General features: G+C 46.3%; 20 protein-coding genes. 6 read left to right on the forward strand and 14 right to left on the reverse strand.

Going from position 1 to position 23,752, the window contains the following annotated elements; all coding sequences use genetic code 11:
- The first annotated feature begins 24 nt into the window (after positions 1–24).
- Together ACFQZE_RS16960 and ACFQZE_RS16965 are read left to right on the forward strand one after the other, a co-directional pair.
- On the forward strand, positions 25–312 hold the full coding sequence (locus tag ACFQZE_RS16960; protein WP_379359104.1) for a putative quinol monooxygenase: 288 nt from the start codon (positions 25–27) through the stop codon (positions 310–312).
- A 67-nt stretch (positions 313–379) separates the two neighbouring features.
- The gene (locus ACFQZE_RS16965; RefSeq protein WP_379359106.1) at positions 380–1,468 is read left to right on the forward strand and encodes a M24 family metallopeptidase; all 1,089 of its coding nucleotides are present in this window, start codon (positions 380–382) and stop codon (positions 1,466–1,468) included.
- A gap of 49 nt (positions 1,469–1,517) precedes the next feature.
- Here the strand turns inward: ACFQZE_RS16965 and ACFQZE_RS16970 are convergent, their stop codons facing one another.
- Genes ACFQZE_RS16970 through ACFQZE_RS16980 form a run of 3 tightly spaced genes read right to left on the reverse strand, consistent with a single transcriptional unit; the run spans position 1,518 to position 5,137 of the window.
- Positions 1,518–2,591 carry a Ger(x)C family spore germination protein gene (locus tag ACFQZE_RS16970; RefSeq protein WP_379359108.1) on the reverse strand — a complete coding sequence of 358 codons (1,074 nt, stop codon included), beginning with the start codon at positions 2,589–2,591 and terminating at the stop codon, positions 1,518–1,520.
- Positions 2,588–3,682, reverse strand: a complete 1,095-nt coding sequence (locus ACFQZE_RS16975; protein WP_379359110.1) for a GerAB/ArcD/ProY family transporter — start codon at positions 3,680–3,682, stop codon at positions 2,588–2,590. Before ACFQZE_RS16975 ends, ACFQZE_RS16970 begins: the two co-directional genes overlap by 4 nt.
- A 15-nt stretch (positions 3,683–3,697) precedes the next feature.
- Positions 3,698–5,137: a spore germination protein gene (locus ACFQZE_RS16980; RefSeq protein WP_379359112.1), complete on the reverse strand. Its 1,440-nt coding sequence runs from the start codon at positions 5,135–5,137 to the stop codon at positions 3,698–3,700.
- A gap of 230 nt (positions 5,138–5,367) precedes the next feature.
- On the opposite strand from ACFQZE_RS16980, the gene ACFQZE_RS16985 reads away from it, so the two are divergent.
- On the forward strand, positions 5,368–6,426 hold the full coding sequence (locus ACFQZE_RS16985; RefSeq protein WP_379359114.1) for an LLM class flavin-dependent oxidoreductase: 1,059 nt from the start codon (positions 5,368–5,370) through the stop codon (positions 6,424–6,426).
- 12 nt (positions 6,427–6,438) lie between these two features.
- Positions 6,439–7,005, forward strand: a complete 567-nt coding sequence (locus ACFQZE_RS16990; RefSeq protein ID WP_379359116.1) for an NADPH-dependent FMN reductase — start codon at positions 6,439–6,441, stop codon at positions 7,003–7,005.
- 90 nt (positions 7,006–7,095) lie between these two features.
- Here the strand turns inward: ACFQZE_RS16990 and ACFQZE_RS16995 are convergent, their stop codons facing one another.
- The gene (locus tag ACFQZE_RS16995) at positions 7,096–7,548 is read right to left on the reverse strand and encodes a winged helix-turn-helix transcriptional regulator (protein WP_379359118.1); all 453 of its coding nucleotides are present in this window, start codon (positions 7,546–7,548) and stop codon (positions 7,096–7,098) included.
- 184 nt (positions 7,549–7,732) lie between these two features.
- Complete coding sequence (locus ACFQZE_RS17000; RefSeq protein WP_379359120.1) at positions 7,733–11,059, reverse strand: S-layer homology domain-containing protein; 3,327 nt, start codon at positions 11,057–11,059, stop codon at positions 7,733–7,735.
- Between the two features lie 276 nt (positions 11,060–11,335).
- Between ACFQZE_RS17000 and ACFQZE_RS17005 the strand changes: the two genes are divergently transcribed.
- Both ACFQZE_RS17005 and ACFQZE_RS17010 read left to right on the forward strand, forming a co-directional pair.
- Positions 11,336–14,296 carry a histidine kinase gene (locus tag ACFQZE_RS17005; protein WP_379359122.1) on the forward strand — a complete coding sequence of 987 codons (2,961 nt, stop codon included), beginning with the start codon at positions 11,336–11,338 and terminating at the stop codon, positions 14,294–14,296.
- Positions 14,268–15,041, forward strand: coding sequence for a response regulator (locus ACFQZE_RS17010; RefSeq protein ID WP_379359124.1), 774 nt, complete (start codon positions 14,268–14,270; stop codon positions 15,039–15,041). The genes ACFQZE_RS17005 and ACFQZE_RS17010 overlap by 29 nt, the downstream gene beginning before the upstream one ends.
- Before the next feature lie 90 nt (positions 15,042–15,131).
- On the opposite strand, the gene ACFQZE_RS17015 is transcribed toward ACFQZE_RS17010, so the two are convergent.
- The 9 genes from ACFQZE_RS17015 to ACFQZE_RS17055 form a co-directional block, all read right to left on the reverse strand.
- Positions 15,132–16,181, reverse strand: coding sequence for an ABC transporter substrate-binding protein (locus tag ACFQZE_RS17015; RefSeq protein WP_379359126.1), 1,050 nt, complete (start codon positions 16,179–16,181; stop codon positions 15,132–15,134).
- 4 nt (positions 16,182–16,185) lie between these two features.
- Entirely contained in the window at positions 16,186–16,797 is a 612-nt protein-coding gene (locus ACFQZE_RS17020; protein WP_379359128.1) for a DJ-1/PfpI family protein, read from the reverse strand.
- Between the two features lie 13 nt (positions 16,798–16,810).
- Entirely contained in the window at positions 16,811–17,596 is a 786-nt protein-coding gene (locus ACFQZE_RS17025) for an ABC transporter ATP-binding protein (protein ID WP_379359130.1), read from the reverse strand.
- Positions 17,593–18,585, reverse strand: a complete 993-nt coding sequence (locus tag ACFQZE_RS17030) for a FecCD family ABC transporter permease (RefSeq protein WP_379359132.1) — start codon at positions 18,583–18,585, stop codon at positions 17,593–17,595. Before ACFQZE_RS17030 ends, ACFQZE_RS17025 begins: the two co-directional genes overlap by 4 nt.
- 246 nt (positions 18,586–18,831) lie before the next feature.
- The gene (locus ACFQZE_RS17035; protein WP_379359134.1) at positions 18,832–19,506 is read right to left on the reverse strand and encodes a uracil-DNA glycosylase; all 675 of its coding nucleotides are present in this window, start codon (positions 19,504–19,506) and stop codon (positions 18,832–18,834) included.
- 64 nt (positions 19,507–19,570) lie between these two features.
- A complete protein-coding gene (locus ACFQZE_RS17040) occupies positions 19,571–19,891 on the reverse strand; it encodes a hypothetical protein (RefSeq protein WP_379359136.1) in 321 nt (106 codons plus the stop codon).
- Between the two features lie 28 nt (positions 19,892–19,919).
- Complete coding sequence (locus ACFQZE_RS17045; protein ID WP_379359138.1) at positions 19,920–21,104, reverse strand: J domain-containing protein; 1,185 nt, start codon at positions 21,102–21,104, stop codon at positions 19,920–19,922.
- A 21-nt stretch (positions 21,105–21,125) separates the two neighbouring features.
- A complete protein-coding gene (locus ACFQZE_RS17050; RefSeq protein WP_379359140.1) occupies positions 21,126–22,829 on the reverse strand; it encodes a molecular chaperone HscC in 1,704 nt (567 codons plus the stop codon).
- Positions 22,830–23,063: 234 nt separating this feature from the next.
- Positions 23,064–23,648, reverse strand: coding sequence for a YkoP family protein (locus tag ACFQZE_RS17055; RefSeq protein ID WP_379359142.1), 585 nt, complete (start codon positions 23,646–23,648; stop codon positions 23,064–23,066).
- Between the last annotated feature and the right edge of the window lie 104 nt (positions 23,649–23,752).

The raw sequence follows: 23,752 nt of genomic DNA on the forward strand, positions 1-23,752 counted from the left end.
TAGATGATGTTAAGGGGGGCTCATATGCTCGTCCGAGTAGTTACCTTTGCCAGCAAAGAAGGAATGGAAAATCAGTTAAAAGAAATTGGGCAAAACTTGCTGGTTCCGATCAATAAGAAGGCAGGCAGTCTACACGCCTATTTCTTGGAGCCCAACATTGAAGACGGCAATCCATTGTTCGGAGTCGTTAGCGTTTGGCCGGATAAAGAAACAGTAGACGCCATGAAAAATAGCGAGGTTTACCAAGCTTTACTCCAAACGATTAGCCCACTCATCGAATCCGTTACTGACCGCTTGTATTCAACTAGTTAGAAGAACTTCAAACACTGGATACTTAACGGCAGAGTGCTTACAATAGGGATGAAAGGTGGTTGTCAAAATGACTTCAAAAATGCACAAGCTTCATTCCTATATGGATGCACACAATCTGGACGCGATTCTGATTACTTCGCCGAGGCATGTCTACTATTTGACCGGCTTCGCTACCGATCCTCACGAGAGATTTCTAGGGTTGCTGCTCCCAAAAGGCGAGGACGCGCTGCTGCTCGTACCGGCGCTTGATTTGGCTGCTGCTGAGGCGGCCTCCTCCGTTTCGAGAATCCATACCCATAGCGATACGGATAACGCTTATGAGATTCTTAGCGGGTTGATGCCTTCTGGCATTCGCCGTCTTGGCATAGAGAAAGACGATCTGACCGTTCATCGTTTCGAGTCCATTCAAGACGCGGTCGAAGCTGCTGAGTTTGTCGATATCGGATTGCCTCTGCGAGAAATGCGCGCCATTAAGACGCCGGATGAAGTTGCTCGGATGAAAAATGCCGTTCGCATCGTCGAAGAGGTGTTAAGCGCAGGAGTCTCTAAAGTGAAACCGGGTATTACGGAAATTGAACTTGTAGCGGAATTGGAATACCAAATGAAGAAGCTGGGGGCACAGGGCCCTTCTTTCGATACTATGGTTTTGTCGGGAGCCAAGTCGGCATTGCCGCACGGCAAACCGGATAGCCGGAAAGTCGGCGAAGGGGAACTGCTTCTGTTCGATCTTGGAGTTTACGCGGACGGTTATGCCTCGGATATTACCCGGACGTTCGCTGTTGGCGATATTTCGGATGAGTTGAAGAGCATCTATGCTTCCGTGCTTAACGCCAATACTTTGGCGATTGAGGCTACCCGCCCAGGGGTATCCTTCGGCAGCTTGGACCGCATAGCGCGCGAGTCCATTGAAGCGGCGGGCTACGGCCCATACTTCAACCATCGGCTCGGGCATGGCCTCGGCATGGATATTCACGAGTATCCGTCTATTCATGGACGAAACGAGGAGCTTCTGCTCGCGGGAATGGTCTTCACAATTGAGCCGGGCATATATGTCCCCTCCCTTGGCGGAGTTCGAATCGAAGATGATGTATTCGTTACGCCGGATGGAGTTGAAGTGCTGACTTCTTATCCGAAGCAGCTAACGGTTATTGGATAACGGAAATGAGTCGGGCCCCGCTCTTATAAGAACGGGGCCTCCCCTTTGTTTATCTCCTCATTTCCGTTTCAATGGCCACCTTGATAGACATTGAACGGTAGTTCTCCCTCCACTCTTCCTCATTCCAGCCTCTATCCTTGCTGCGGATAATATTTCCGATTCCAATAGGGTCCGCATCCCATTTCTGCAGCTTGGCAATGATGGCTTCGCATTGCTTCGTCATTTGTTCGTTAAACGCGGTTTGTGCACGACTAAGCTCCAATGTTTTAGACAAATCGGACTGGGTCAGCTTCCCTTTTATTTTTAAACGAATATCAAATTGCTTGCTGCCCGGCTTATATTCATATTTCACTTTTGTCTCCAAGTTTTGAATGGTGATTTTGTTTTTATTTAATAACAGGACATAAGAACCGTCGCGCGTATTTTTTTTCATCAGGTTAAGGGGTACCATGTCCTCTATAGTCAGCTGCCCAACATATTTATCCCCCTTCATCACGGCAATTCCTGTGAGCGCCGCCCTGTTCTCGTGATAGCCGATAATCGGCATAACGGGGTCCATGCCCGCACCCTTCCATTCATAAATAAATTTATGGATATCCATTGGCGGTAAATCAAACGTCTTGATGTTGTTTTCGATGATATAACATAAATATCTTCCGATAGGCTGGTTGTTGGTATGTATCGGAGCGCGAAGCATATCTTCCGCCCTTCCTTCCGTCATTCCATAAATAAGACCTCCAGCAATTAACGGGTCGGCATTCAGCATCTCGGCATGATCCCCAATTCCGGAGCGAAGCACTTCCTTGCTAAACAAAATGATTCCCAGCTTGCTTATAGACAAGTACTGGTCGCTCTCATGATTAATACGGCTAACCGTATCTTTAATCGTAGCTCCGCGTTCTTTAAAAGTAACCCCTTCCACTTTGCGGCTAGGAGTAAACAATGGGGCGGATAAGTTTAATAATATTTCCTTCTTCGCACTGTTCGTATCGCCTTCGCCTGTGCCTGGCCGGTCAACATCAACAGACATCGCCAAAGCCATGTAAATGTCCTCCACTACCTCCGTTCGCACCATGCAGCCTGAAAGCATTACTATCATAAGCAAGCCAATAACCGCTTTCATACTTCTCGCCCTTTCAAAGGCAGCCATTTGGACATGACGATTAAAAAGGGGACGTAGAGGAGCAGCAGCAATAATCCCGCTTTTCCGGCAACCGAATAGCTGCTCATCACTTGATCCACATCGTGAAACCACAAGCTGCCTCCCCATATGATGAGTAAATAGACCGGCAGCATCTTTCGTTTGGACCAACCGAACTGCTGCTTTGACGTATGAATGGCACACCAGACATATAAGGAGAGGATCGGGATAACACGAGACAATTGAAACGTAGCTCCGATAAATTCTACCCGTTCCAAAAACGGAAATTCCACAAATTTAAACAGAACGAGCGTCGGCCACATCTCTTCCTTTAGCTGCCCCTGCGAAAAAAACATCAGGCTAAACACAAGAATAATCATATAGACCGCCAAAGTCGCAGCATTTCCCCCATGCGTCCACCGCTGCGCCTTTTTCCCATCCTTAAAATAGGGATAGTACAGCAGCAAAGCTTCAATCCCCATAAAGCTCGGCGTCATTACCCAAGCCGCTTTAGCGAATTCCGGAACGCTGTGAGTCATAATAGGCAGTAAATTAGTCGGATCGTAATACTCTCGCATGAAATAAAAGATCCCGTTGAGCACAACAAACAGTTGCGAAAACAGAAAAAATCCGGCAATAACCCGAAAACCGCCAGAAACAATATAGTAGGACAAAAGCAATAATATCAGTTCAAGCAGCCAAATATGTATGGTCGGAAAAATCCATATTTTCACGATTTCAGCGTACAAGCGAAGGCTCAACATACAAATCGCCAAAAAATAAACGATTAAAAGGCCATTGAGGCACGCCCCAAGCGCATTTCCGAACAGCCGCTTATTGATGGTCGCCAAATCAGCTTGTTGCCGGTTCAATAAAACAAACATCCCTCCTATCGCCAAATGAATGACGAGCGCTGCAATCACAATCGCAATCCATGCATCCTGTTCGACAGCCTGGGCAAGCTTGCGCTGAAAAGACAAATAGTCGAGTCCAACCTGAGTGCCAAAAATAATGTACAACGCCGAGGAAGCGGGGATTTGTTGACTGGCTTTTATAGATGGCTGGGCTGGCAAATGAACTGCTCCTTCCTATTCATCAATATCGGGCAAGCTTTGTTTCCCTGTTTTGTTGCTGCGCAAAGGACGAAAGGCTCCGGGCCGCTTGCGAAAATAGGGGGCTGGCACACGAAAAATCGAATCCTGCCAATCCCGTGGCCGAAGCGGGTAAAACGGCTGCAAATACGGCGTGCCCAGCGACTTTAACCTTAAGAGATGTGTTAGAAAAAAGCTGCCGCACACGACAATGCCGACAAACCCCAACAGCTGCGCGCTCAAAATAAACGGATACCGAACCACTCTGATCGTATTGCTGAAATGAAAGATCGGCACTGCAAATGAAGCGAGCGCGGACAAAGCGACCAAAGTAAGCAAAATATTGCTGGTCAATGCCGCCTGAACCGCAGCGGTGCCAATGACAATACCGCCCACTATGCCAATCGTTTGGCCTATTTTGGTTGGCAGCCTAGCGCCTGCTTCCCTTAGCAGCTCAATCGTCAGTTCCATAAAAATAACTTCCATATAAGGCGGAAACGGGAGATTGTTTCTGGACGAAATGATCGGTCCAAGCAGCAAAGTCGGGATGATGTGATAATGATAAGTAAGCATCGCAATATAGGCTGGAGTCGCTAAAATCGAAAACAAAATCGCTAAAATACGCAATATCCGAAAAAAAGAGCCCAGATGCCACGACAAATAATAATCTTCATAAGCGACAAGGAATTGTCCGATCGTGACCGGCCCGGTAAAAGCTTGGGATGAACCGTCCACCAATACGGCAATCCCGCCAAAAGATAACACATGAACAAGCCGATCCGGCCGCTCTGTCTCCAAAAACTGCGGAAAAATGGAATATTTATTATCCACGATCATTTGAATAATATTTGTGCTGTCCGTTACAACATCCATATCCACTTGGCGCAGCCGCTTTAACATTTGTTCCAAATTAGCGGGATTCGCTATTCCCTCCATATACATGACTGCACATTTCGTTTTGGACAAAGACCCGATTTCCAGTTGCATAACCCTAAGCTGGGGAACGGGAATCCTTCTTCGAATTTGCATAATATTTGTATCGAGCTGTTCGATCAAAGCGTCTTTTGGACCTATTACGCTGAATTCAATTTCAGGAGCGTTAATGGAGCGGGAGTCCACTCGAGCAGCCGAGATCGCAATATAGGCTTCTTCTGATGGAAAGGCAATGAGGATAGAGCCCGTCATCAACATTTGGTTTGCTTCATCTAGATCGTTAATGATTTGCTTATCCGGGTAAGGCAGCCCAGGGAAGAGCTCATCTGCGGATTGGCTTTCGAGCCGAAGTATGGCGGGGATCAAATCCTGGATCAACGTTTTGGAATCAACCATCGTTTCATAATAGCAGAGATAAACGGTTTTATTTTCGAGCAAGGGGGAATATACGAAGTCAGAAGACTTGGAATGAAACTGAACAAGCTGCTCAAATGACTTTGCCAACTCCCCCTCCTCCTTTGCCGTCCAATTATTTGGAAATTAGGGTTTGCCGATATGATCACAATTATTCTTCTGGCTTCAAATCTGCCTGCATTTATGTACAGTATCCTTTTTGATACTAGACCACTTTTAAGTGCGTACTTAAAAACTAACTTTAAATGGTTTACTATATAAATGTAAGTTAATTAACTCGTACATGATAACCAATCTAAATCGAAAGGTTTTGATCCCATATGGAAAAATACGGCATTGACCCAAGCAAAGGAATGGAATTTGGACTTTATACACTGGGGGAGCACACGCCGAACCCTCATACCGGCGAGCGCATTTCTGCTGAGCAGCGCGTTCGAGAAATCATTGAAGCCGCCAAGCTGGCGGATCAAGCGGGGATTGACTCCTTTGGCTTAGGCGAAAGCCACCAAGAGCACTTTATTTCGCAGGCTCATACCGTTTTGCTGGCTGCCATTGCCCAAGCGACGGAAAACATAAAAATTACCAGTTCCTCATCGATTATAAGTACATCCGATCCGGTGCGAGTGTATGAAGATTTTGCCACAATCGATTTGATTTCCAAGGGGAGAACGGAGCTTGTTGCCGGCCGCGCGTCCAGAGTGGGCCTTTTCCAGCTGCTGGGCTACGATCTCCGCAATTATGAAGAGCTGTTTGAAGAAAAATTCGAATTGCTGAACCAGATTAACGAGCAGGAAAAAGTCACATGGAGCGGTCAATTTCGCGCTCCGCTGAACAATGCGGCCGTCCTGCCGCGACCAAAAAACGGCTCGCTGCCCATCTGGCGCGCAGTCGGCGGTACACCTGCAAGTGCAATTAAGGCCGGCAAGGCCGGTGTTCCAATGGTAATGGCTACACTCGCCGGACCGGCATCGACCTTCAAGCTATCCATTGACGCCTATCGGCAAGCGGCGGAGCAAAGCGGCCATAATCCGGCCATGCTTCCTGTCGGGACAACCAGCTTGTTCTACGCTGCCGAAACGACTCAGCAAGCACTGAAGGAATATTATCCTCATGTCGACAGCGGGATCACTTTGGTTAACGGACGAGGGTTCCCGAAGCAGCTTTTTGCACAGGGAGCGGACAAACGCGATGTGTTGATGGTCGGAAGCCCGCAAGAAATTATTGAAAAGCTGCTGTATCAGTATGAGCTGTTCGGACATCAGCGCTTTCTGGCCCAGCTTGACTTTGGCGGTGTCCCGTTTCATAAAGTAGCCAAAAATATTGAGCTTATCGGCACAGAAATATTGCCTGCAGTCAAAAAGTATACCGCCAAAAAATAAGGAGGGTTTCCTATGAAAATCGTTGGATTATCTGGCTCCATTGTCGGGTCCAAAACACGGACGGCCATGGACTACACCATCAAAACATTTGTCGAAAAGTACCCTGACGCAGAAGTGACGCTGATTGACCTTGCGGACTACACTCTTCCGTTCAGCGATGGACGAAACTATTTGGAATACGAGGGTGATGCAGCTTATGTAACCAAAACGATTATGGAAGCCGACGCTATTGTCATCGGTACCCCTATTTTTCAATCGTCCATTCCGGCAACCTTAAAAAACATTTTTGACCTGCTGCCGGTTAATGCCTTTCGGGATAAAATCGTCAGCATAATCGTAACCGCTGGTACGCCAAAGCATTATCTGGTGGCAGAGCATCAGTTAAAGCCTATCCTTTCTTATATGAAAGCCCAAATCGTTCAAACTTACGTGTTTATTGAAGAAAAGGATTTTGAGCGCAAACAAATCGTCAATGATGACGTGTTGTTCCGAATCGAACGTTTGATAGAGGATACGGCCGTTTTGACCAAAACCTATGCGAAGATTCGCGAGGAAAAAGAATCGCAATACGATTTTTAAACCGCATTCCCGCGAATGAAGAAGACAAAAAAGATGAACACTTTGGTTCATCTTTTTTATGTTGCGGCTTATTTGGTTGCTGTGAACTTTCTAGCTATTGTGTTTGTTTCCGGTCTCGCTGCTTTCGGCTTCGCTATTGCTAGTCTCGCTGTTGCCGATTTCGCTGTTGTCGGTCTCGCTGCTTCCAGTATCGCCGCTTCCGGGCAGCTGCGCTTTTTTACGCATACTGTGGTTAGCACCCCATTCATGCATGGCATTTAAAATCGGCTCAAGCGTTTTGCCATATTCCGTTATGGAGTACTCTACTTTCGGAGGAACCTGCGGGTATACTTTGCGGGCAATGATTTCTTCCTCCTCCAGCTCCCTAAGCTGCTGCGTCAGCATTTTTTGAGTAATACCGGGCAAGCTGCGCTTTAATTCACTAAATCGGGAAACGCCTGTATGCAAAATATGCAATAAAATAATCGGCTTCCATTTGCCTACGAGTATTCCTAACGCATCATCTACACGGCATAATTTCGGATCAATTTGCACGGTCGTCATCCTTTAAGCTAACTTGATGGCCTTCACCACCTACGTTATCATTGTGCTTCAAAAATGAAAAGAGTATTTCGAGGCGATGAAGACAAAACGGAAGGCAACATGAACCTTTGCTTTACGTCATGCAGAGCCCAATCATACAAAAAGCCGCCCTATAAACCAGGGCGACTCTTCGCATCATATTTTCTTACTTCCAGCTTTCCACTCCGGTCTCGTAAAGCTCAAACGGATGCGGAGTCGATGCTTCCATAATGTCTTTATAATACTTGTGGCTTGCAGGAACGTCGCTCCATTTTGGCGCAATTTCAATGTGCCATGGTTTGCGGTCCAGCAGTTGGTTAAAGATTCGAACAGCCTCTACTCTCGTAATTGGCTTATTCGGATTAAACGTTTTTTCTTTAAAGTCGAACAGCAGACCTTGCTCCTCTACCGTTGCGATCGCTTTGGCAGCCCAATGACCCGTTACATCCGTATACGAGCTTTCGGTAGCCGCATCCCACTTGTACACGTTTGTGAGGATTTGTGCAAATTCTGCGCGAGTAATCTTTTTGTCCGGCTTAAACGTATCGTCGCCGAAGCCAACCATCCATTTATTGCCTGTTGCGCCTGCAATCGCTTTGGCAGCCCAGTCTTTTGCATTCACATCCGCATACGATGCTTTGCTGGAGCCAGCCGAAGAAGTATACAAGCGGGACAGAATTGCAGCGACTTCAGCACGGGAAATTCCGCGCTCCGGTTGGAAAGAGCCATCCGGATATCCAACGATGTATGGAGTATGGTCGCCTGCTTCCTCCACTTTTGGCTGTTGCGAGAAGCTGAACTTCACGATTGTTTCGCCAACGTGGATAATACCGTCTTTAATGTAACTGTCTTCTCCAAACTTCTCTTCGCGAGTGTCTTTACGGCTGTCGAAGACGGTGTATCCCTCTTTTTCGCCCAAGAAGTAGTAATCGCCGTCTGCATAAACCATCCAGCCATATTCGCCCGTTTCGGAGCTAATTTGCGGGTTGTGGTTTTGGTTTGGAGGGAAATCAGGCAGCTCAGGCAATTGAACAGGAGTTCCAGGAACTCTGCCTTTAGAACGGTTCAATGGTGTATCCGCCCAGTATAGTGTCATTTTCACACCGGCAACAGGCTGCCCTGTAACCGTATCGAGAATGGTGCCATACGGATCGACCAATTCAATGGACAAGCTTGCTTTTCCGTTGCTGTCCACAACTAGCGTGCCCTCTGGACCAGCCAGTTTTTCCCCATTTGGCGCAATTACGTTCATCGCCAATTTGTATTGACCAGGCGATACTTGCGGAAGCGTAAATGTGCCGTCCGGATTCATGACAATACTCGGCAGATTAAGCTCTTGACCGGTAGCCGATGTAATTTTTCCTGTCACTTTCAGGTTTTCGCCGATGAGACTTGTAATTTTTTCCTCAGTCGCTTTTCCGCCGTTAGTTGGATCGGAAATGATGACTTCCGTTTTCATTGTTGGCTGTGGATATACAAGAGGTGCGACTAGTGTTGCCGTCACCACATTGGATAGGCCCGCGTTCTCACCCGACACAACAGACAATCGGAAATAATAAGTTGTATCATTTGTTAGTCCAGTTACAGTAGCGCTAGTAGAAGTCGCGTTCAACTGGGCTGTTGTAGCAGCCGGAGTAAACGTGATTCCGTCTGTCGATTTTTGAACAACAATGCTCGATGCCCCTGTCAAAGCAGGGAACTTCAATGTCACTTGCTCACTGCCCGCTTCAGCCGTCAAAGTCGTGACAGGTGCGGATGGAGTCGCCGTGACCACATTGGATGTTCCATTATAGTAGCCCGATGTCACCACTAAACGGTAATAGTAAGTTGTACCGTTCGTTAATCCCGTAATGGTCGCGCTTGTGGAAGCCGCCGTTAACGTTTCTACCGAAGGAACGGCAGTGAAGTTCGTGCCATTAGTGGATTGTTGAACTACGATATTAGTTGCTCCGTTCAAAGCCGGGAAGTTTAATACCGCTTGACCGTTTCCTGCTGTAACCGCCAAAGTGGCCAGTGGCGCAGGAGCAGCGGCTTTGACATAAACGGTAAACGTTTTTTCGCTAGTCAGTCCACCTTTTGTAATAGTGGCCTTCAACGTGACGTATGTTCCCGCTTGTGCAATTGCCGGTCTCGTTACCGTGCCGTCAGGCGCGATAATGGAAGGCTGATCCGAAGACCACACAGTAGTTGCCGTTGCATCATCGTCCTGTTTCAGCGTAATTTTTTTGGTTACAGAGTTTTTGTCGTCGCCAGCGCTAAAGGTAAGGTCTGTTTTATTCTCAGCTTCTAGCATATTAGTAATAGCAGCTTTATAGTCATTGATGACTTTAGTTGCTACACGCGAAGCGATTTCATCAATAACCTGTGCGCTAGTTTTCGAGGAATCCACGTGCAGTCCGCCATTAATCGTGCCGATAAAGCTATCGCTCGCGGTTTTATATACCGATTCGGTTACCCCAATATATTGAGCGCCGCTATTATTGAACGAATTCGTCAAATCGGCTTGATTCGTGCCCCCGTCCAAACTCGAAGCGGGGTCCTCGTTAAGGTCTACCACATAGCGCAACGGCGAGTTCGGCTCCCAAGGGATCTCCGCCACCGCTTCGTTCAATGTTTTTGGCGAAGTCGTATACAGCTTCATATTGTCAAACGAAAAAATAGAAATGATTCCGCAGCCATGGCTTACATGGCTGACAAGTGGTCCAAAATTGTTACCGTAAACAGTAGGAAGAGCTAAATCTTTAATGATTTGTACTCCGTTATCCCACATATTCAGCTGCGAATCTGTTGCATTGATTTTAATGCTGTGCTTTGTAGCCGAGCCTTTTGTAAAGGTTCCGACTTCGGAAACTCCTTGCATCGCTCTCAGAGCGTTTGATCTCTCATTGTGCAGAGCCGATACACTGACTCCGGCAATCTTGTACACTTTGATAGCACCTGAAATATATAGAATAGCGTATCCGCTCAGCTTATCATCGCTATCAATCGTTGCATTGAATAAAAAACCTCCGCCTTCCATACTGTGATAGTCCACTTTGGATTCATCCATGTCGAAGGAGATGATTTTTTTGCCGGAAGGACTGTCGCTTGTCAGCATGAAGTCTTTATAGGCAGGAGCAGTATACCCGTAGAAAGTAAACGTTTTGCCTTCATTGAAAATTTGAACATGGTTATAATCGGCCGTTTCCACCATTGGAGTTGAGCCATTGTACCAGCTGTCTCGACCGGAATGCACATAAGTCGAATCCGTTACTGTCGGATTTGCGCTCGCGTCCATGATCTTCACATATTTGGGATCTACTCCCCCTGCTATCAACTTCGTTTTAATAGCATCGTTTAATTGAGCTTCAAAGTCGCTGCTATGTACGCTTGCCCCGGTCGTATTATAGTAAATCTCAGCTACCGGCGACAGCGCGGATACGAGTGACGCATTTGTAAAAATTAATAAGAAAGCAAGCGTCATTGCGATCATTTTTTTGTTCAATTGATTCACCATCCTGTAAAATTTATTAGCAATGTCGACTAACCGTAACGACCTGCATCTTTATCCCTATTCCTTTGGATACCCCCGTCTCTCACCGCCCTCATACTTTAGTATCTTCCCTCATAAACAAACCCGCCTAATGTCCTAACAAAAATCAAGTTAATGATTCCAACATACCAGACCCATCTCTCAAAAAACTCTCAAACCCCCTCGAATCGTGTAGTTTAATGGTAGTTTTTTGAGAGGGCTTTAACGTATGATAGTTTTATAGGGATGTGAGTAGACATGAAGAAATGGTTTGGCTGCCTAGGTGTAGCCTTTGCATTAATTGCGATCCTCTATATGATTTTTAGCGACCAGGATACTAGCGCAGTTAAAACGAAAGCCATAGATGGAGTGCTTGACCTAAGAGAGCTTTCCGATGCACCATTTGTATCATTAGCTGGCGATTGGAAGTTTACAGCCGAATCACTCCTCTCCCCGAACGTTCTGTCCAATAAAGCCGATCTTGTACAAGTCCCGGGACCTTGGCCAACCAACGTGCAATGGGGAACCTACCAGTTGACGGTATATTTGCCGGATCATTGGTCCGATATTGGCCTGCGCGTTCGAAATATTTGGTCCGCCCATACGATTTATGTCGATGGTCTAAAAGTTTCGGAAAAAGGAAAGGTGGCCACTTCCAAGGAAGAGACCATTCCAGACAACCCTACTTATGAAGTGTACTTTGAGCCGGGCGACTCTCAGCTCCTTATAACTGTTCACGTATCAAACTTCAACAATGCAAGAGGAGGCATCGTTCTTCCTATCGACCTTGGCGACGCCGAGCTAATGAAGGAAGACGTGAATCGCGATCTTGCCTTAGAGTGGACAGCCGTTTTAAGCCTGCTGCTTATTAGCGTGTTCCATTTGACCATCTATTTGCTGCGAACAAAAGATGAGGCTTTCTTATATAGCGGATTACACTTTTTGATGCTGTCATTTGTGATTATGTTCCGCAGCGAGCGGCTGTTCTTGCACGAATTCCCGTCGTTTCCTTTTGACGCCTTCTTTCGCTTGCAAGATACTGGAACCTTTGTAGCCGGCATTCTGCTTATTGCTTTTATTGCCAAGATCATTCCGGCCATATTAAAAAGAAAAACATTGTTTTTGCTTTTGCTCCCAATTTTCATCTATACCTTTTTAAATGCCGTTCTTCCGGCTCGAACCGTTTCTGTTCTGCAGTATCAGTTCTTTTTTTACATCAATGCATTATTTTTAGTGATGATCATTCGCTTAATCTACTTAACGGTTAAAAATAAAATAGGCATACATAAAAATGAAGCCATTATGCTCGTATCCATGCTTGTGTGTCTCGCTATGTTAACGATCAGCAGCTCGTGGGACAGCTGGTTCTTCTCCGGCAGAAACAGTATGGGGAGAATCGGACTGATCGGCATTATTATTACAATGAACGCTTTTCTTGGCATACGCCTTATGAATCGAGCCGAAGACTCGGAGCGGCTGACCGCCCGCTTGCAGAAAGCAAACGATGCAAAGGACGATTTCTTAAAAGTCGTAACACAAGATTTGCAAAAACCTCTGCATGACACCGTTCATTTGATCAAGTCAATCTCTCACGAAAACGATTGGCGCAAGCAAGGCGAGCAGCTCTATTTAGCCGAGCAGCTAACGGGCAGTATGGTTTATTTGCTAAGGGATTTGCACCATTTTACCCGGATTCGCTTTGACGATTACGCTGTTCAGCTTAAATCCACCAACCTCCGGATGGTTATGCAACATGTCATTCAGCTTATGCAGTTTTCATTCACTAAGAAAAAAATTGAAATCAACGAACGGATTACAAAGCAGCTCTACGTGTGGGCCGATGAGCAAGGACTGACGCAAGTGCTTATTAGAATCATGACCGAGATCGCTCACGATACTGCGGAAGACAGCCTAATGATTGAAGCTGTGCAAGTTGAAGATGGAGTCCTTCTTCAGTTAACGACGACCCGCCAATTCACAACAGCGCCCAAAGATCGGCAGGCTCTTATGATGACGGAGGAGCTCATTCAACAAATGAATGGCAGCATGACGTATGAGCTGCTGGAGAGCGGTATCCGCTTTACGCTGAAGCTCGCTTTTAGCGAGTTGAAAGAACCTGTTACCGTATCTATTTACGAAAACAATATTCGCTCATCTGCTCTATTCACGGAAGAACAGCAGCTTAGAACACTCCTCATTGTGGATGACGATGTCATGCATGCGGAAGTTATGCGAGGCATGCTAAGCGATAATTATAAAATACGAATCGCTTATACAGCTCAAGAGGCACTTGACTATTACAGCCGTCACGCTAATGAAATCGCGACGATTGTAATGGATGACATCATTCCGGGGAGCACGGACAGTTTCGAATTGCTTCAGCAAATCCGGATACAAGCCCCCTTAATGGAGCTTCCGATTATTATGATGACTTCTTCCGAATACCCGAGCCATATTGAAGCCATTTTTGCATCGGGGGCCAATGATTATTTGGTAAAGCCTTTTTCGAAAGAGACATTGATGGCTCGCTTGAACGCCGCTGAACAAACGAAACAATCTATGCAAAAAGCGATTGAATATGAAATGGCGTTTTTGCAGACGCAGATCAAACCTCATTTTTTGTACAACGCTCTTAGCAATATTATTGCTTTTTGTTACACGGATGGGGAGCGTGCCGCCTATCTTCTTACGATGCTGAGCTCCTTCTTGCGGTATATATTCGAAACAAGCCGAGACGGACAATATTCTACCTTGCAGAAGGAACTTGAAATTATCGAAGCTTATGTAGAGGTGGAAAAGGCCCGGTTCGGGGAACGGCTGACGTTTGACTATGATATCGATCCACTTATTGCATCCCAGGACGTGTTGATTCCAAGCTTGCTGTTGCAGCCATTAGTTGAAAATGCGATTCGCCATGGCCTCTTCGACAAAGAAGGCTCGGGACATGTTCAAGTTTCGATCGGCTCTCGAAAATCCTTTTTAAATATACAAGTTACGGATGATGGTGTCGGCATGACGGCCGCTGAATGCGCTCAACTAATGGAAGGGGCTGCTGCAAGCGGCGGCATTGGATTCACAAACGTACGCAGACGAGTAAATGACCTCTCTCAAGGCAGACTAGAGCTCAGCTCCTTGCCGGGCAAAGGAACAACCGTTCAATTAAAGATTCCTATCAAGGAGGGACGAAATCATGTGGAAAGTCATTATCGTCGAGGATGAAAAACCGATTCTCGGTCTTCATGCCCGACTACTCGAAACCTACGGTCCGTTCCAAATTGTAGGCAGCTTCGAATCGCCGTTTGATGCGCTTCAGGAAATACCCAAGCTGGACCTCGACGCCCTGCTGCTCGACATTGAAATGCCGAGGATGACGGGGCTTCAGCTCGCTCAAAGCTTAGTGGAAAACGGGATTGACGTCCCCGTCATTTTCACAACGGCTCATCAGCAATATGCAGTACAAGCGTTTCGCGTTCAAGCGCTGGACTATATTTTAAAACCGATGACCCCCAATACAGTCAAGCAGCTCGATGAGCGGCTTCAAAAATATTATGGCCATAAGCAGAAGCAGCCGACTCAACGAAATGAACTTTTGGTGCAACTGTATGGGGAGGCCTACGTCAAAAAAGGCGAGCTTATGGCTAAATGGCCTACCCGCATAACGGAGGAGCTGTTTTATTACTTCCTGCTTCATGAAAATAAACTGTGCTTAAAATGGAGAATCATCGATGACCTCTGGACTCATGTAGAGGAAAAACGGGCGCTCTCCAATTTGTACAACACCATCTACCGGATGCGGCAGCTTTTTATGGAACTGGATGTGCCTATCGTAATAGATAGAATTAATGACGGCTACGTGATGAATACCAATAATAGTGTCATTATAAAATCAAAGGAGCGGCCGGACGCGCTTCTTTTGGAGTCGAAAGGGTATTTGTGGGCTTATCGGTTAAAGTCTAGCGGGTAATACGCCAGAGCATCTCCCCTTAACTTTAACAAGTGCAGATAATGGCGAAAGGGAATCGCGGCGCAAACCGCGATTCCCTATATAAGAAATTTATTTAAATACATCTGGATAAACAAGCTTCCCGAAATGTTCAAACGTCTTATCGATTTCCAGCCCCGACGTATTAACAAATTCCGAAGTCAGGAAAAACACATTATTCTCCTTCACCGCTTGCAAAGAACTCCAAGCCGGGTTGCTGGCCAAATCTTTCTCAAGCATTTGCTTGCCGAGCTCCTCCGTTCCGTATACAAGGAGGAATAAATAATCCGGGTCGGCTTCTACAAGCTTCTCCAGGCTGTATGGAACGGCATCCGGCTTAGGCCCGGACTCCATACTTTCCGCCACGTTGCTTATTTTCAGGCGGCCCGCGATATCCAGCGCAATATTGCCGCTTTTCTCTAGGGAGATTCCCATAGACATCATTGAAATCATTGCATATTTATAAGAACGATCCGGCGCTTTGTTCACTATCGTTTGAACTTTCTCATCCGTTTCCTTCAACATTTTCTCCGTTTCGCTTTCCTTGCCAATGATTTGCCCCAGCAACTTGCCTGTTTCTTGAATGCTGTCGTAACTGTCCAGCTTCGTCAGCGCCAGCGGAATACCGTTTGAAGCCAGCGTTTCTCTCAGTCCGGCATGGAAAAAAGATTGTCCGATGACAAGATCGGGTTTCAGACTTACAATCCTTTCTATGCTGACCTCATTGATGAGTCCCACTTGCTTCGCGCCTTTGGCGGCCTCCGGCACAGGGGTGCCCGGCGCGGTAGCGATACCGGCCGCCGTACCTCCCAATTGATAAAGCAGCTCCACTACCTCCGTATTGAGAATGACAAGTTTCTCCGGCTTTTTCTCGAGGACTACTTGCTGATCTGTATGATCCTTAAACGTTAAATACGGCTTCGATTCAGAAGCGGGAGTAGCTGTCGCTTCAGAACTTGCGGATTCCGAAGCTAGGGGCACTCCTCCATGTTCGGCATGCTCGTCGTTTGTGGATGAGCTGCATCCCGCTAAAATTAAGCTTAAGGCAAGAGTAATAATCATCCACCATTTTGATTTGTTCGTCTGGATTCCTCGCTTTCTAACCTCCGTTTCTCCTCTCATTTCGTTATTCATCCCCTTCAAATTGGATATCGTATTCCATAAAACGCGCTGTATCTTTTGCCGTTTCTGTCCCGAGAAGGCGTCGGACCATATGAAAAGCCATATGAATGCCGGCAGAAATCCCGGCAGAGGTGACAATTGGTCCCTCATCCACAAACTTTGTATTTTCCAGCACTGTCACTCCCGGGAAATCCTGTCTCATCTTCTCTATGCTCGCCCAGTGGGTCGTTGCCCGCTTTCCATCCAGTAAGCCGCATTTAGCAAGTAGCAGCGCTCCCGTACAGACGGACGTTGTCCACTGGCCCGCTTCATGCTGGCGTTGTATCCACCCCAGCACCTCGGCATTGTTTATTTCTCTTCTTGTCCCTTGACCGCCAGGCACAACCAGCAGATCGAACCATGGAGCATCCGTCAAATTGTAATCGGCGACAACCTTCAGGCCGTTGTTAGCTGTAACCACCTTTCCGCTTGTCGCAATGGTTGACACTACAAACGGCTTGAACACATCCGCTTGCCCCCGGCTTTTTGCCGTCACAGCAAATACTTCAAATGGCCCCGCAAAATCCAAAACCTCCACGCCGTCGAACAAAAGAATTCCCACTGTCCAAGCTTGCATAACCGCTCACCCCTCACTTATTTAATAACTTCATTTGGCCAATATAAGGTTTTCCGCTGGACGTTTCGACCCCAATATGCGCATCAATCCGAAATACTTCTTGCAGCATTTCTATACTTATAACCTCAAGCGGCGTTCCTTTACTGTAAAGCTTCCCTTGCGAAAATACCGCCAGTTGATCGGATACGCTTGCCGCTTGGTTTAGGTCGTGAAGCACCATAATGACCGTCATGCCATGCTTCTTATTCAACTCTTTGACCAGCTCAATAATTTCCAATTGATGATGGATATCGAGATAAGTTGTCGGTTCGTCGAGCAGAAGAATGTTGGGCTGTTGAACAAGCGCCATAGCAATCCATGCCCGCTGCCTCTCCCCTCCCGAGAGGCTCGTTATGTTGCGGTTTGCCAGATATGTTAAATTCGTCAGGTCCATGGCCCATGATATAATTTCCTCATCTTGTTGATCCAACCTTTGCAGCGGCTTTTTGTGCGGAAATCTTCCGTAAGCAATCAATTTTTGCACTGTAATATCTGGCGTCCCGGCATGGGATTGCATAAGAAAAGCAACCTCTCTGGCCAACTCTTTGCGCTTCCATTGATTCAACTGCTTATGGTTCAGCACCACGTTGCCCTGCTCGATATTCAATTGTTTGGCGATTGCTTTCAAAAATGTACTTTTCCCGCATCCGTTCGGTCCAAGAATGCTGTGGATTTGTCCTCTTTCAAATGAAAGGCTAATATCGGAAAGGATCGTTTTATCGCCATAGCCGACTTTCACTTCAAACGCTTCAACAATCATAGGCCACTTTTCCTCCTTAGCAGGTATAGGAAAAACGGAGCTCCGATTGCTCCCATTACAATACCTACGGGAAGCTCGATCGGGGCAAAAGCTATACGCGCTAGCGTGTCGGAAACGGTAAGCGTTATGACTCCGAGTAAAGCCGAGCAGGGCAGCAGTACCCGATAGTCGTTGCCCACCAGCATTCTGGCGGCATGGGGGACGATGAGGCCAACAAAACCGAGCAATCCGACAATACTGACGGCGCTTGCAGCTAGTAGAGCGCTTATAGCGACGAACCATAACCGATAGCCTTCTGTATTCAGGCCGAGCGATCTAGACTCCGAATCACCAAGCATCAAAATATTCATCCGTTGTGATCCAGCAAACGTCAAGGCGGCTCCGATAACGCAATAGGGAAGCAAAACTTCAACGCTGCTCCAGCTTTTTGCAGACAGGCTCCCGATAATAAACCCAAGGACGGCAGGCACACGGTCGCTGTAGAAAGTAAACAGAGTCGATACTGCGGCGTTAAGAAACGCCGATACCGCCACGCCCGCGAGTATGATGCGCATAGGGGAAACTCCTTTGTTCCAAGCCAGAAGGTAGACCAGTATGGCAGCAGCCATCGCCCCGACAAAGGCAGAAGGAACCAGAAGATGCACATATGCTGGAAAGGCAAGAAGAACCGTCATTCCGGCTAGACCGGCCCCCGATGAAACCCCGATAATATGCGGATCCGCCATTGGATTTCGCATGACCCCTTGCAAGAGCGCGCCGGACAAAGCCAAATTAATTCCAACTAGAGCTGCTACAAGCGTTCTGGGAAGCCTGATATTCCATAAAATCGTATAGTGCTCTGCGGCTTCGTTGCCCGATAGAGCCGATAATAGGGCAGACACCCCGATATCAACCGCGCCAAAAGCCAAGCTTCCGAGCATACTCAAAATCGCCAGCGCAAAAAAACAACCGATAACGAGCATGTTCCGCAATGGATGCTGTACCTTCATGGCCAAATCATCCCCTTTCAGCTGTTGTTCCTCCTTCTTTAAATATAGTGGAGCACAATCAAATCCACATGACTCTTATGAGCTAATTGTTTGAGATGTATTGATGGTGGCGCTCTTTTTAGAAACAACAAAAAACCACGGCCTTTTAAGACTGCGGTTTAGGGATGCACGGCTTGCATTCAATTTGCCGGAAGACTCAAAAATAAAAACCTGACCTTTGGCGGTCAGGCTTGCAAGTTTGTTTGCTCACAGGTCGGGAACTTGCCAATCTATCTCTTGCAGCCCCATCTTGCGAAGAAACTCATTAGCACGAGAAAACGGCCTGCTGCCAAAAAAGCCTCGATGAGCGGACAACGGACTTGGATGCGGCGAGCGAATGATCATATGCTGGCGGTTGGTTATAAGCTCCGCCTTCTTCTGAGCGTGACTTCCCCATAAAAGAAACACAACCGGCTCATTTTTCCCGTTAACCGCTTCGATAACTTTATCCGTAAAGCTTTCCCAACCTTGATTCCGATGTGAGTTTGCTTCATGCGCCCTTACGGTAAGCACCGTATTAAGCAGCAATACTCCTTGCTGAGCCCATTTGAGCAAGTGGCCGTTATTAGGGATGGAACAGCCTAAATCATCCTGAAGTTCTTTGTACATATTTTGCAAAGACGGAGGTGCGCCCACGCCCTTTTCAACAGAAAAGCTTAAGCCATGCGCCTGTCCGGGGCCGTGATAAGGATCCTGTCCCAAAATAACTACCCTAGTATCCGCCAGCGATGTATAGTGCAAAGCATTAAATATATCATATTTATCCGGATAAACGGCCCTGGTCCGATACTCATCAATGAGAAACTTCCGCAGCTGCAAATAGTAAGGCTTTGCAAACTCCTGCTCCAAACTAGCCGCCCAATCATTTTTCAAAATAGCCATTTCAAATGGAAGCCTCCTGCCATTTTATAAGCATATAGCTGGATTATAGCATACGGTTTCTTTATTATTGGAACTTGGGCATCGGAGCTCCCGAGCGCTCGCCTTTTTGAGAGGCCGTTATCATAAGAATAATAGTAGAGGTGAGATGCAATGCCCATCCTAGAAAGGGAATCCATGCTAGCAAAGAAGTTACAACTCCTACCACCGATCCGGCAATAGGCTCTCTATTTATACTGGAAAGTACCAAAGTTATAAGATGTAAGATCAGCATTACCGGTAGTGCAAAATACGAGGTTACTAACACTATGAGTCCACCTAGCACTGGTATAGCTAACACAAGTTCTAATGATCCCGTAATCCATCTCATCGTTCTCGATACAGTCAATGAAGTACGCCTCCATTACAGCTTAGTCTTATTGCATATATATCGTATTGTCTTCCTGTCTTCCATATCGGCTCATTCGGGTAAGCAGAATAACTAGATTATCCGTAGCTTGAGCCTTGATATGGATTTGTTTCGACTCCAGATGGATGATCACTTTTTTTCTTAACAGTACAATTTTAGTAATATCGATATATTTGAAATCAGAACGTTTACCCCATTGATCGATATAAGTGAACGTATAATCCCACATAATGAGTTTCCACTTGCGTCTGAGCACCCATAGAACACACCGCACCAAAATGAAGAGAGCATATAACACAGCAACAAAGCGGAATCCTAGTACAAATATAATGATCCAGCCAATCGGGTTATCAAAACAATACTTCCACCATTTTACGTCCACTCTTTTTATAACTTGCTCCGGCGACAGTTTGGCTTGCTCCAAATGATGAGGCATGGCTATTTTTTGAGTTGCTAATGCATAAGTGTCTACAAAACGGGCCGGGTACTCCTCCCTATTTATACTGATTTTATCGAATAAACTCATATGAGATTCAATCATTACTAAAACTTGATCATTCAGTAAGTTGTACTGTTCCGACAACAGCCGCAACATTCGGCCATCGATTCTCGACTTTGCATTTATGTCCCATAATACATCGTCACTAAGCAGTTCCTCCCACGCTAACGGGTCATTTCTTTTGCCATGATCGTTAAAAAGCTGCTCCATCCGCGCTATAAAATCACGCTCAGCGGGTACCTTAACTTGAAGCTGTTCAGCAAAAAAATGGTTCGATAACGTAATAAACTCCTCATCCTCATAGTCCTCTTCTTGCTCTGAGTCCTCTAACCAAAAATCACCGTTTTCATTTTTGAACAGACGCCGATATCCTCGCATAGCCGCATCATCATCTTGAGCATACGCTTCATTTTGTATAGTTAAGTCGGCTGCCGGTTTCAATTCAACCTCTGTATCTACTTCAGCTGCTGTTCTCACTTCAGTCTTTGTATCCGCCTCGGCTTCTGCACTCACTTCCTCATGCTTAGCCATGAACTTTGCTGCGTTTATCGCCGCCGTATACGCTGCTCTAACCCTCTGATAGCCGGCAGGATCGTCTTCAGGATGGTGGACGAGCAGCTTCTGCTTATAGGCCTTTTTAATGACGGTTGTATCCGCTGTTCGTCTAATCCCTAGTACCGCCCAGTGATCCATTCTATCCCTACCACCTCTAATTTAGTAACCGCGAGACTGTTCAATGGAGTCCAAAAACTCTTTGAACTCTTTCGCCGCCTTGGCAATTTTCTTCAGATCCTGCTCGGCAAGCAAGCCATCGAATTGCACTAAATGATTCATAATGATATCTCGTTTGGCGCCAATGGATTCCTCATACAACCGTTCGGCTTTGGCGATAAGCAAGCGGTTTTCCGACCGATCACGAGGGTGGATTTTAATATCTTTTAATGCGTTCAACCGTGCGGCCAACACTTCTGGGGACATTTTTTCCGAACCTTTTTCGATGACGAGCGTTTTGGTATCGCCGGATAAAACGGAAGTCACATCCACTTCCAAAATGCCGTTAATATCGTAGGTGAACCGAACATCGATAGTGGCCTCCCCTTTTTTCATACGCGGCACCGTAATTTCAAGTTCTCCTAATAACAAATTGTTGGATACACGCATACTCTCGCCCTGAAATATTTTCAAATGAATCGCTTCCTGATTATCATGCAGGGTGTTGTACCGCTCAACTCTGCTGATCGGAATTGGATTATTTCGTTCAATAATTGGAGAAAAATACCCGCTTTCATAACGTTCCGACTCATCAGCGCTTTTGCTGACTTCAATCCCTAACGTATAAGGGCAAACATCCGTTAAAATCATCTCATTCAGCGCCCGGTCGCGACTTTTTAGTGCCGCTTGCACCGCAGCTCCCAAAGCAACAGCTTCGTCGGGATTAATGTTCGAAAACGGGAACTGCCCAAACATTTTGCCGACCACTGATTTTATTAACTGCATCCGGGTGGCGCCGCCGATTAAAATAACCGTATCCAAATCTTTTGGTGACAACGACACGTCGTTTAACGCCCGCTCAATCGGGTTCCGCAATCGCATAATTAAAGAAGTAACCAGCTTTTCAAACTGTGAGTAATTAACGGCCACTTCATAGGTTTGCTCAGCCGTTTCGTACCGCATCTTCACTGTCTGTCCTACGCTAAGATCCTTTTTGCAAAGTTCGGCCTGGTTAAAAATGAGCGACTTAGCTTTACTGTCCAAGCTTTCAAAATCGATTCCGCTTTTCTCGACGAAGTAGCTGGCAAGCAGTTCAGTGAAATCTTCTCCACCTAAAAAATTGTCGCCCGCGACCGATTTAACTTCCATGATGCCTTCAAAAAATTCAAGCACCGAGACGTCAAACGTTCCTCCGCCAAGGTCGAAGATCAAAAACTGGGTGTTGTCCTTTTTTTCGTGCAATCCGTAAGAAAGGGCTGCCGCCGTAGGCTCGCTAATAAGCCGTTCCACTTTGAAACCGGCAATTTCGGCAGCGTATTTCGTCGCTTTACGTTGAGCGTCGTTAAAATAAGCGGGCACGCTAATGACCGCCTCCGTTACTTCTTCGCCTAGAAAGGCTTCAGCATCCGCCTTTAGCGACCGCAAAACAAATGACGAAAGCTCCGGGGCCGAAAATGTATATTTTTTGAGATGAAACTCCTTCTCCGTTCCCATAAATCTTTTGAATGCTGCCGCCGTCACCCCAGGATGCGTAATAAGGCGCTCCTTGGCAATTTGCCCGACAATGATTTCACCGTTATCGTCTACACTTACGACAGATGGGGTCAAGAAGCTCCCAAACGCATTAGGAATAAGCTTCGGACCATCCTCGGTCCAATATGCGATCAAACTATTCGAAGTTCCTAAATCAATCCCAATCAGTGCCATAAAACCCCTTCTCTCTACTAAGCGTTTAGAATCATTTTTGCAGGAAAATAACACCATATCTATATTACCATAAACAGACATAAATGACTGATGAATAGTGTCGAAAAATGATATTTTTTGAGGGTTCATGTAAAAACTTGCAAGCTACTCCCTTTAAATATTCGCTAGCAATGATGAAGCAAAAAACCCATCACCTCATTCGTAGTGGGTTTTTCTATTTATTCCGCTTGTTCGCTAAGCTGCAGAAGTGAACCACGCCTTGAGCGAGTTGCGGGTATGAACTAACCTCATCGGGACGAGCTTGCTTTTCCTTCGGTCTATTCGCTTATTGCCTTCCGGATGTAGCACGGACAGAATCAATCGCAAGTACGAGGTGCTTACCCTTCTGAACAAGCTTGATTTAATTTGCTGCTGTTCGAACCCTAGTCCACGCACGATACCCCGGTGCAGCAACGTCACTCCTACTAAAGCCTTTACTTCTGAAAATTCACATCTGTTATGGTCAAAAGCGAAATGAATGTCCTCTAAGGAAGCGCGCAGCCTACGTGCAACTACGATTGCAGCACGATTGGCGCCCCCGGAATTAAGCTGCTTAACCACTTCTACATTATCCAGATGAAGTTCTCCTATCCGGTCGCCGGCCACAATTAAAGTGCCGTCTTTGCATAAAATGCTTTCTCCCTTATGTTTCTTAATCATAACCTTACAGATTCCGAACTTTAGCGTGTGCAGGTTGCCTAACTGATACATCGACGCAAAAATGCCTTCCCACATCATCCAAAGCGACCTAATCGCATTCTTATAAAATAACCCAACCATTTGAGGTCCCTCCTGCGTATTTGTTGTTTTGATCTTTGTCTCTACTAGACGATAATTGAATCCAATTCGTCTTAAATATTTTTTAATTCACAATCCTACTCCTT

The sequence above is a fragment of the Paenibacillus sp. GCM10027627 genome (assembly GCF_042675505.1).
GTDB lineage: Bacteria > Bacillota > Bacilli > Paenibacillales > Paenibacillaceae > Pristimantibacillus.

Bases quoted from the DNA above. Each gene is read 5' to 3' on its own strand.
- ACFQZE_RS16960 (WP_379359104.1), top strand. From the start codon at position 25: ATGCTCGTCCGAGTAGTTACCTTTGCCAGCAAAGAAGGAATGGAAAAT.
- ACFQZE_RS16965 (WP_379359106.1), top strand. From the start codon at position 380: ATGACTTCAAAAATGCACAAGCTTCATTCCTATATGGATGCACACAAT.
- ACFQZE_RS16970 (WP_379359108.1), bottom strand. From the start codon at position 2,591: ATGAAAGCGGTTATTGGCTTGCTTATGATAGTAATGCTTTCAGGCTGC.
- ACFQZE_RS16985 (WP_379359114.1), top strand. From the start codon at position 5,368: ATGGAAAAATACGGCATTGACCCAAGCAAAGGAATGGAATTTGGACTT.
- ACFQZE_RS16990 (WP_379359116.1), top strand. From the start codon at position 6,439: ATGAAAATCGTTGGATTATCTGGCTCCATTGTCGGGTCCAAAACACGG.
- ACFQZE_RS16995 (WP_379359118.1), bottom strand. From the start codon at position 7,548: ATGACGACCGTGCAAATTGATCCGAAATTATGCCGTGTAGATGATGCG.
- ACFQZE_RS17005 (WP_379359122.1), top strand. From the start codon at position 11,336: ATGAAGAAATGGTTTGGCTGCCTAGGTGTAGCCTTTGCATTAATTGCG.
- ACFQZE_RS17010 (WP_379359124.1), top strand. From the start codon at position 14,268: ATGTGGAAAGTCATTATCGTCGAGGATGAAAAACCGATTCTCGGTCTT.
- ACFQZE_RS17015 (WP_379359126.1), bottom strand. From the start codon at position 16,181: ATGAGAGGAGAAACGGAGGTTAGAAAGCGAGGAATCCAGACGAACAAA.
- ACFQZE_RS17020 (WP_379359128.1), bottom strand. From the start codon at position 16,797: ATGCAAGCTTGGACAGTGGGAATTCTTTTGTTCGACGGCGTGGAGGTT.
- ACFQZE_RS17025 (WP_379359130.1), bottom strand. From the start codon at position 17,596: ATGATTGTTGAAGCGTTTGAAGTGAAAGTCGGCTATGGCGATAAAACG.
- ACFQZE_RS17030 (WP_379359132.1), bottom strand. From the start codon at position 18,585: ATGAAGGTACAGCATCCATTGCGGAACATGCTCGTTATCGGTTGTTTT.
- ACFQZE_RS17035 (WP_379359134.1), bottom strand. From the start codon at position 19,506: ATGGCTATTTTGAAAAATGATTGGGCGGCTAGTTTGGAGCAGGAGTTT.
- ACFQZE_RS17045 (WP_379359138.1), bottom strand. From the start codon at position 21,104: ATGGATCACTGGGCGGTACTAGGGATTAGACGAACAGCGGATACAACC.
- ACFQZE_RS17050 (WP_379359140.1), bottom strand. From the start codon at position 22,829: ATGGCACTGATTGGGATTGATTTAGGAACTTCGAATAGTTTGATCGCA.
- ACFQZE_RS17055 (WP_379359142.1), bottom strand. From the start codon at position 23,648: ATGGTTGGGTTATTTTATAAGAATGCGATTAGGTCGCTTTGGATGATG.